This window comes from Delftia sp. CH05, assembly GCF_009827015.1.
GTDB classification, from domain to species: domain Bacteria; phylum Pseudomonadota; class Gammaproteobacteria; order Burkholderiales; family Burkholderiaceae_C; genus Comamonas; species Comamonas tsuruhatensis.
Window position 1 is genome coordinate 44,585 of the sequence record NZ_WUMG01000042.1, and the last position, 7,713, is coordinate 52,297.

The window sequence follows — 7,713 nt, forward strand, 5'->3', positions numbered from 1 at the left end:
CAGGCACCAAGACAAACCGGGCCTCAAGGGCCCGGTTTGTCATTGCGCGGCCATGGCCCTCAGGCCATCAGCCCAGCCAGAGGTAGTGATCGATCAGCAGTGCCAGGAACAGCACGCTCAGATGCACCAGCGAGAAGCGGAAAGTCCTGCGCGACAGCTCGTCCGAGTAATTGCGCCACAGCGCGAAGGCATAGCCGCAAAAGCCCACGCTCAGCACCACGGCCACCACCAGGTACAGCCAGGAGCTCATGCCGTACATAAAGGGCAGCATGCAGGCTGCGAACAGGATCACCGTGTACAGCAGGATCTGCAGCCGCGTGTACTCGCTGCCATGCGTGACGGGCAGCATCGGCAGGCCCGACTGGCGGTAGTCCTCCACGCGGTACAGCGCCAGCGCCCAGAAATGCGGAGGCGTCCACAGGAAGATGATGAGAAACAGGATCAGCGCCTCGGGTCCGACCTGGCCCGTCATCGCGGCCCAGCCCAGCACGGGCGGCATGGCGCCGGAGGCGCCGCCGATCACGATGTTCTGCGGCGTGGCGGGCTTGAGGATCACCGTGTAGATCACGGCATAGCCCACGAAGGTGGCCAGCGTCAGCCACATGGTCAACGGATTGGTGCACAGCAGCAGCACCAGCGCACCCAGCGTGCACAGGATGGCCGAGAAGGCCAGGGCCTGCTGGCTGGTCAGCTCCCCGCGCGCCGTGGGCCGCCAGGAGGTGCGCTTCATGCGCGCATCGATATGGCGCTCCACCAGGCAGTTGAAGGCCGCTGCGGCGCCCGCCACCAGCCAGATGCCCAGGCAGGCCAGCGCCATGTGCAGCCACTGGTCGGCGTTGGGCCAGCCCGGCACGGCCAGCACCATGCCGATCAGCGCGCAGAACACGATCAGCTGCACCACGCGCGGCTTGGTCAGGGCATAGAACTGCGTCCAGCGTGAGGACTCGACACTCAGGGAAGCTTGTTTACTCATGCAATCTCTCCACGGGCAACCGGTAACCCGGCCCGCAGCGTGCCCGGGCGACTGGCCGCCAGGCACCAAACAATCACGGTCACCAGCGCGGCTGCGCCACCCGTATGCAGCACTGCAGCCACCAGCGGCCAGTCCAGCACCACGTTCGACAGGCCTGTCAGCACCTGCAACACCAAAAACGCAGCCAGCACGCGGCGCTGCGGCGCCAGGGCAGGCGCCTCGCCCAACCGCCACCACAGCCCGGCAAGCGCGGCCACTACCACATAGGCCGCCAGGCGGTGCAGATAGTGGATGGCCGTGAGGCCCGCAAGGCTGATGTTGCTGCCGTCCTGCAGCAGGCCCAGCGGACGCCAGATCTGCAGCGCCTGCGAAAAATCCATGGCCGGCCACCAACTGCCCTGGCAGGTCGGAAAACTGCTGCAGGCCAGCACCGCATAGTTGGTGCTGACCCAGCCACCCAGTGCCGCCTGCAGCACCAGCAAGCCCAGGCCCAGCCACAGCAGAGCACGCAGGCCCGGGGAAATCACCGTTGCCTGCTGCTGGCGAGCCGCCCGGCTCAGCCCAACGGCGGGCACGCACAGCAAGGCCAGCAGGCCCGTGCCGCCCAGCAGGTGCAGGGTCACGATGGCCGGAAACAGCTTCATGGTCACGGTCCAGGCGCCAAAGGCACCCTGCAGGCAGACCCAGAACAGCGCCAGCGTGGGCCACCAGGGGCTCATGGCCCCCCGCCGTGCGCCTTCCACGCCTTGGGCGCCCGCCCTGCCCTGGCGGCGCGCACGCCGCCAGGCCATGATGGTCATGGCGATGATGAGCACGCCCACGGTGGTGGCCAGATAGCGGTGGACCATCTCTATCCATGCCTTGCCATGCGTCACCGGCCCGGTGGGCATGGCGGCCTGCGCCTCGGCAATCTGCGCGCGGGCGCCCATGGGGCTGGCGCTGCCATAGCAGCCCGGCCAGTCAGGGCAGCCCAGGCCGGAATCGGTCAAGCGCGTAAAGGCGCCGAACAGCACCAGGTCGAAAGTCAGGAACAGCGTCAGCACCGACAGTGCCTGCAGCCGCTTGAGCGAGCCACCGTTGCGGTTGCGCAGCCACACCCAGGCCAAGGGTCCCAGCGCCAGCAACAGGCCCAGCAGCATCAGCTCCAGAACGGGGGCCAGATCGTACAGCGCCTGCTCGTTCACCTCCGCCCTCCGCAGCGCAGCGTCCACCGGACGGAACCGACCCCAGGCAAGCCGCAAGGCAATGCCACAGGCGCATCCGGTTGGCGACAGCAGAACTTCATAAATGAGAGCAATTTGACGAGAAGGCTCAGCCCCATGCGCGAGATTGGATCGCAGGCCGGGCCCACAGAGAATCAGGACATGCACCCAGATACAGGCTGCGGGACGGCGCCCCATGCACAAGGCCCGCCAAGCGGGCCCGGTCGCTGCAACTTTCAGAGCAGCATGTCTTTGATATGAAACAATTCTACTTGCCTGCGCACCACTCAAGCGCCCAAGCGCGCAGTGCCCCTAGACCGCAGCCAGCTTCTTTTGGCCGGCGTGATGCGGCTTGGGCCGGGCGCACACGAATTTGCGCCGGGTGCCACCCGAGGCATCGGTGGCCCGGCTTTGCACAACTGCTCAGATTCGCTCAGATTCAGACGCCCAGCGTTCCTTAGATTGACGCTTTCACTTGGGGACCGGCAACCGCCGGGTGAGGCCATGATTGCAGGACGCTCGTGGACTGTGCTTGATGGGCGCGGACACGAAATCGGGCGTGTCGAAGGCGATGAATTCGTCCGGTGCGGGACCAGGCTCATCTACCGCATCGATGGGCCGGCGCTGTACTCCATGGACGGCTCGGCCAGACTGATGGGCTTTATCGAAGGGACCGAGGTCAGAACCCGGCAGGGGCGGATCTTTCTCAAATTCCTCGCGCATTGAACTGCGCTGCTCTGATCTGCGCAGCACCGTGCGCATGCAGCGGCAAGCTTTCGGCCCCCTTCTGCGCCAGCCGATGACAATCTATATCAATTCATTCATAGCCAGTCGCTAAGACGCACAGATAATTGCCGGCATTCGTGTGAATTGTGAGAAGGGACCGGGCCACGTGCCACGCCCTTCGCATGCTGGAGGATTGGCAGATGAGCGCCCCGGAAATGGAGGCCATACAGGAGCGGCTGAAGAAGCTGCGGGCCGACGAGGCGCAGGTAGCCGAGCAGCTGGAACGGCTGCAGACCCAGAAGGCTGCGCTGGAGCACAGGCAGGCCATGATCCAGGGCGCCTTGGAGGTGCTGGAAGAGATGCGGCAGGAGCTGGAGCCATGAACCGCGGCAAGCCCGGTTCGTCCCCGTCCTCGTCACCGCCCGCCACTGCCCTGCCAACAACCCAGGACTGGCTGGAAAGAATTGCAGCCCTGGATGCCACGCAGCCGCCGCCTACCCCACCTCGTCCGCGCAACACCCGCAAAGCAGCGCGCCGCAAGGCGGTCACCATCGTGGCAAGGCTGGTGCTGCTGGTGCTGCTGGCCATCGCCCTGGCCGTGGCGGCGCAATTGATGTGGGTCAAGTAGCTGCCTGCGGTATACCCTCGCATCCTGGCGAAGTTCCCATATTGTTTGCATGCTCACTTGCGCCTAGCATGGAGGCACACTCAACGCAGTGGAGGTGTCATGGCCGATCCCGAAGAACCGCTGGAAATACGCTCAGAACGCTGGCAGTCGCTGAAGGGGCTGGACATCGCCTCCGTGGATCTGGGCCCCATCTGCGTGGTGCTCTTGCTGACGTTGATCTGCATGGCCGTGATGCTGCTGCTGGCCAAGTCCGGCGCCGAGCAGGTGCGGCAGGCCCAGCCATCGCCCCAGGCCAAAGGCCCTGCTCCCCGACCGCAACCGGCGCAGCCCGTGGCAGAACCCGCCCAGCAACAGACCTGGATACCGGCCTTGCGCACCTGAGCGCGGCAAGGCCGGTCCAGGCCGTAGGTAGCGCGTTCAGACCTTCATCGAACGTGTCGCAATGAAGGTCGGCACGAACTTCTCGATCACAAAACGGGCGTGGGGCTGCCAGTCCTCGTGGAAGCCCGTCAGCACAAGCCCCGCATCCAACTGCCCCCCGATCTGATCGGCCAGCGTATGGCCGAACACCAGGGCCTCGTTGCGCTCGCGCTTGGCCGCAATCGCCTCGGGCGGCAAATCCGCCACATCGGAATACGGCAGGCGCCAGGCGGGCCGCACGAGTCCTTGCTCGCGCAATGCAGGATCACGGTCCTCCACGAAGACCACCGGATTCCAGAAGCTGGACAGAAGACGCCCGCCCGTCGTCAGCACCCGCGCGCATTCACGCCATACGGGCCGCACATCGGGCACGTAGAGGTTGGAGATGGGGTGAAAGATCACATCAAAGCTGGCGTCTGCAAAGACCCCCAGATCGCGCATATCGCCCTGCACGCAGGTCAGCGCAAGGCCTTCGCGCTCGGCCACATGCCGGTCCTGCGCAAGCTGGCCGGCTGAGGCGTCGAAGACGGTGACCTGGGCGCCCGCTGCCGCAAGAATGGGCGCCTGCTGGCCGCCGCCGCTGGCAAGGCAGAGGATGCGCAGGCCGCGTACATCATCCAGCCAGCCGGCAGGCAAGGGGCCTGGCGTGAGCCGCGCCTGCCAGCTTCCGGCGCGGGCCCGTGCTATTTCGGCGCTGTCGACCGGGCGCGACCAGTCGCAGGACTTGGCAGCCTGCTGGTTCCAGGCGGCCGTGTTGTGGGCGAGGATATCGATGGATTCCGTCATGGGCACTCTTTCAAAAATTCCGAAAGGAGGCCGCACGGCGACGCCGGGTTGCGTTCAGGAAACGCAGAGCAATCAACGAACAGGCAGGAGGTGACGCAGGCGTCCGCCGTCGGCCGGCAAAGGGCTTCGGGGGATTGGTCGGACGAAGGTCCGAAGGCGTCACAGGTTCATGTCAGGCTCGCAATGGTCGCAGGAACGGAAGCAAAAATTCTAGGGTTGCCCGAAGCACGCTGTCAAACAGCTGCGGCGCCTTCCCCACACGGTCATGCAAAAGTCACAACCGTGAGACGGCCTGGCTGTAAGTTGAACACGCACCCTCGATGGCGCCGGCTTCTGCTGCGCCTTGGCGCGCCCGCTGACGACCGCCTTTTCCAACCCGGCGCCCAATGGATACCGAGGAGCAACACTTTGAAGGAGAGCTATGCGTAGTCCCAAGAAAGGCAGAGAGCCGATCCGGCTCCTGGACCTGGCCCCCGCCGTCTTCTGCATGCAGTGCGAACAGGAAAAGCCCGCCACAGGCGCCCGCCAATTCCATGCGTGGCACGTGTGCAGCGATTGCTCGCAGAAGCTGGCCCGACTCCCCACGGCGCAAGCACCCACGGCGCAAGCACCCACGGCGCACCCTGCGCACTAAGGCAAGCGATTCCCCAAAACGACAGCCCGCCAAATGGCGGGCTTTCTCATGCCCTTTCGGGCATGGGCGGGACCATGACAGTGGATCGCGCCTACCAGGGCGCAAACACCATCATCAGCGCCACGGCCACGACGGCTGCGGCGATGTACATGGTCCGCCTGGTGGCGAACCGGTTGCGGGACGACGACGTGGGCACTTGGCCAGGGGTGTTGGGAGGAGGTGTGTTCATGGCCTCAAGCATGGGTGCCGCCCAGGCACGCCCTTGTCGGACAAGCACAGGTCAGGGAATCAGCGCAAGGCAGGACCAGGCCGTCGGCATTGGCCCATGGCCCGGTGGTCTGAAAGACAAATGGCGCTGCAATCGCTAGCGTGTGCCTCAATATGGGCGGACTCCAGCAGATCAGGTGTGAACCGGTGCCGAGAAATCCCAGGCGTTTGCGGGCATGACCGCGCAAAACGCCCCTGCCAGCGTCGCGTTGTGGTGTTCCACAATCTTCTGCGCTGCAAGCTGGGGGGTGTCGGCACAAGTATGTCCATCCGCAATAAGGACGGCATCAAGGCCCAGATCGCGAGCGACCCGGCAATTGGTGTCCACGCAGTACTGAGTCTTCATGCCGGTGATGACCAGGCCGGTCACGTTGCGTGCTTGAAGCTGCTGCAACAGATCGGTGCCTGCAAAGGCGCTTGGGCGGTGTTTTTCGAACACAACCTCACTGCCGTCCAGTTGCAGTTCGGGTGCGAGTTGGGTCAGTGGGCTGCCTGGGCCAATGGGCGTTCCCACGGGACCGATGTGACGAGCCAGAAAAATTGGCGCTCCCGCACGGCGGGCCTGTGCCATCAAGGTATTGATGGTGTCCAGCACCTCGGTGCAGCGCCACATGGGTTCAGGGCCTCGGACCAGGCCGACCTGAACATCGAGGACTAACAGAGCAAACATGAGAACAACTCCTTGCGTGGTGCCGGCGACGCAAGGGCAAAAAAAAGGGCCCTGTCCATCGCTGGCGGGCCTGGGAAGTGGTTCAACTGAGACTCACGGCACTTCACACGGTCCGCAGGAAGCGGTCGTGGAGGTGGTAGTGGTGAGAGTGCAGTAAACCATGGAGTTCCATTGTAACGAGCGCCTTCGCCTGTCATCTCAGCACCTATGCGGCTTTTTTGCGTTTGTCGCGCCGCAGATCTCGCCCCTGTAGTTCCGGACGCTGTCCAGCTGTTTTCGGGGGAGACGTCAGGCAAGAACAAGCCCACTGTTAGGGCTTGTCTGCACCTCGGTGTGCTTCACCTTCTTCGACGTCTCGTCACTTCCCAGGATGACAAGGTGCTGCGTCCTTTGCGAGACCAGTTCATGGAGAACCCCCAGGCGCTGACGGATCCGGCAGCGACTACGCGGACAACAGCGCCCAGCGTTCGTGATCTCGCCAGCGACCACCGACCTTCATGAATGCGGGCGACAACCCCTCCAACTTGAAACCACAGGACTTCACCAGTGCTATGGCTGCCTTGTTCTCAGGCTGAATGTTGGCTTCCAGCCGATGCAGCTTCGAAGTCCTGAAGACCTGCTTCACGACATGCGCGAGGCCCTCCTTCATCAGGCCCTTCCCTTCGAAGCCCGAGAATGCAAAGAAGTCGATATGGGCAGAGCGGAACGGGTCCATCAGGATGTTCGTGATCTGCACGACCCCGGCAAAACCATCGCTGCGCCACTCCCAGATCACAAATGCCGCACCCGACGGCTCCTGCACGCGAGCCAGGTAGCCCTGGAACTCCTGTGCCGTGCTGGGCGGCGAAACCCATGGAGCGTGCAGTTTGCGGCTCTGTCCGACCGCGTCGATGAACTGCTGCTCCAGATCGGCGGTCAGCGTCGAAACGTAGATATCTGTGCCCATGACTTCCCTTCTCTGTGGAGAGAAAAGTGTAGCCAGCCCAGGAATCCGTCGGAAGCCCGGCAGCGCGCTTGCACCCTACAGCCTTGTCAAGTGCACCATTGAAACGACGAAGCCCGCTCGGCGCGGGCAGCCTAAGAATTCGAGTTCAAGCTCGGCGCACCATCAAGATGAAATAGCCCCCTGATTCCCCGGCCCCGTCCTATCGCTTATCTTTGAAGATAGGAACAGGACTGTGCATATGACTAGGCATACGGAGTCAATCGAGGTAGTCGTGAAGGACCAGCGCCGCAGGCGCTGGTCTCTCGCAGAGAAGGCGGCGCTGGTGCGCCGAACCTACGAACCAGGCATGAGCGTGTCATTGGTCGCTCGGCAGGAAGGCGTTTCGGCTGGACTGCTGTTCCAGTGGCGCAAGCTCGAACGGCAAGGTGCTTTGACCGCCGTCTCCGCTGGCGAGGCAGTCG

At 63.9% G+C, this 7,713-nt stretch carries 11 protein-coding genes; 5 read left to right on the forward strand and 6 right to left on the reverse strand.

The window, feature by feature from the left end; all coding sequences use genetic code 11:
- Positions 1-67: 67 nt before the first annotated feature.
- Together cyoE and GRX31_RS24160 are read right to left on the reverse strand one after the other, a co-directional pair.
- Positions 68-973, reverse strand: a complete 906-nt coding sequence (cyoE, locus tag GRX31_RS24155; RefSeq protein ID WP_016447188.1) for a heme o synthase — start codon at positions 971-973, stop codon at positions 68-70.
- Positions 970-2,157, reverse strand: a complete 1,188-nt coding sequence (locus GRX31_RS24160; protein ID WP_160855239.1) for a COX15/CtaA family protein — start codon at positions 2,155-2,157, stop codon at positions 970-972. Before GRX31_RS24160 ends, cyoE begins: the two co-directional genes overlap by 4 nt.
- Before the next feature lie 522 nt (positions 2,158-2,679).
- On the opposite strand from GRX31_RS24160, the gene GRX31_RS24165 reads away from it, so the two are divergent.
- The 4 genes from GRX31_RS24165 (at position 2,680) to GRX31_RS24180 (ending at position 3,910) form a co-directional block, all read left to right on the forward strand.
- Positions 2,680-2,901, forward strand: coding sequence for a hypothetical protein (locus GRX31_RS24165; protein ID WP_017403888.1), 222 nt, complete (start codon positions 2,680-2,682; stop codon positions 2,899-2,901).
- Positions 2,902-3,101: 200 nt separating this feature from the next.
- Positions 3,102-3,284, forward strand: a complete 183-nt coding sequence (locus tag GRX31_RS24170; RefSeq protein ID WP_016447190.1) for a hypothetical protein — start codon at positions 3,102-3,104, stop codon at positions 3,282-3,284.
- Positions 3,281-3,529, forward strand: coding sequence for a hypothetical protein (locus tag GRX31_RS24175; protein ID WP_017403886.1), 249 nt, complete (start codon positions 3,281-3,283; stop codon positions 3,527-3,529). The genes GRX31_RS24170 and GRX31_RS24175 overlap by 4 nt, the downstream gene beginning before the upstream one ends.
- A gap of 99 nt (positions 3,530-3,628) precedes the next feature.
- The gene (locus tag GRX31_RS24180; protein WP_016447192.1) at positions 3,629-3,910 is read left to right on the forward strand and encodes a hypothetical protein; all 282 of its coding nucleotides are present in this window, start codon (positions 3,629-3,631) and stop codon (positions 3,908-3,910) included.
- Between the two features lie 36 nt (positions 3,911-3,946).
- Here GRX31_RS24180 and GRX31_RS24185 read toward each other — a convergent pair whose 3' ends face one another.
- The 4 genes from GRX31_RS24185 to GRX31_RS24200 form a co-directional block, all read right to left on the reverse strand.
- Positions 3,947-4,735 (reverse strand): class I SAM-dependent methyltransferase, encoded by a 789-nt coding sequence (locus tag GRX31_RS24185; protein WP_017403885.1) that lies wholly within the window; start codon positions 4,733-4,735, stop codon positions 3,947-3,949.
- A gap of 725 nt (positions 4,736-5,460) precedes the next feature.
- Positions 5,461-5,598 (reverse strand): hypothetical protein, encoded by a 138-nt coding sequence (locus GRX31_RS30650; RefSeq protein ID WP_193726258.1) that lies wholly within the window; start codon positions 5,596-5,598, stop codon positions 5,461-5,463.
- Between the two features lie 171 nt (positions 5,599-5,769).
- On the reverse strand, positions 5,770-6,306 hold the full coding sequence (locus GRX31_RS24195; protein ID WP_043790130.1) for a cysteine hydrolase family protein: 537 nt from the start codon (positions 6,304-6,306) through the stop codon (positions 5,770-5,772).
- 442 nt (positions 6,307-6,748) lie between these two features.
- Entirely contained in the window at positions 6,749-7,252 is a 504-nt protein-coding gene (locus GRX31_RS24200) for a GNAT family N-acetyltransferase (RefSeq protein WP_016447197.1), read from the reverse strand.
- Positions 7,253-7,490: 238 nt separating this feature from the next.
- On the opposite strand from GRX31_RS24200, the gene GRX31_RS24205 reads away from it, so the two are divergent.
- On the forward strand, positions 7,491-7,713 hold a 223-nt coding region (locus tag GRX31_RS24205), incomplete at its 3' end, for a transposase (RefSeq protein WP_160855243.1).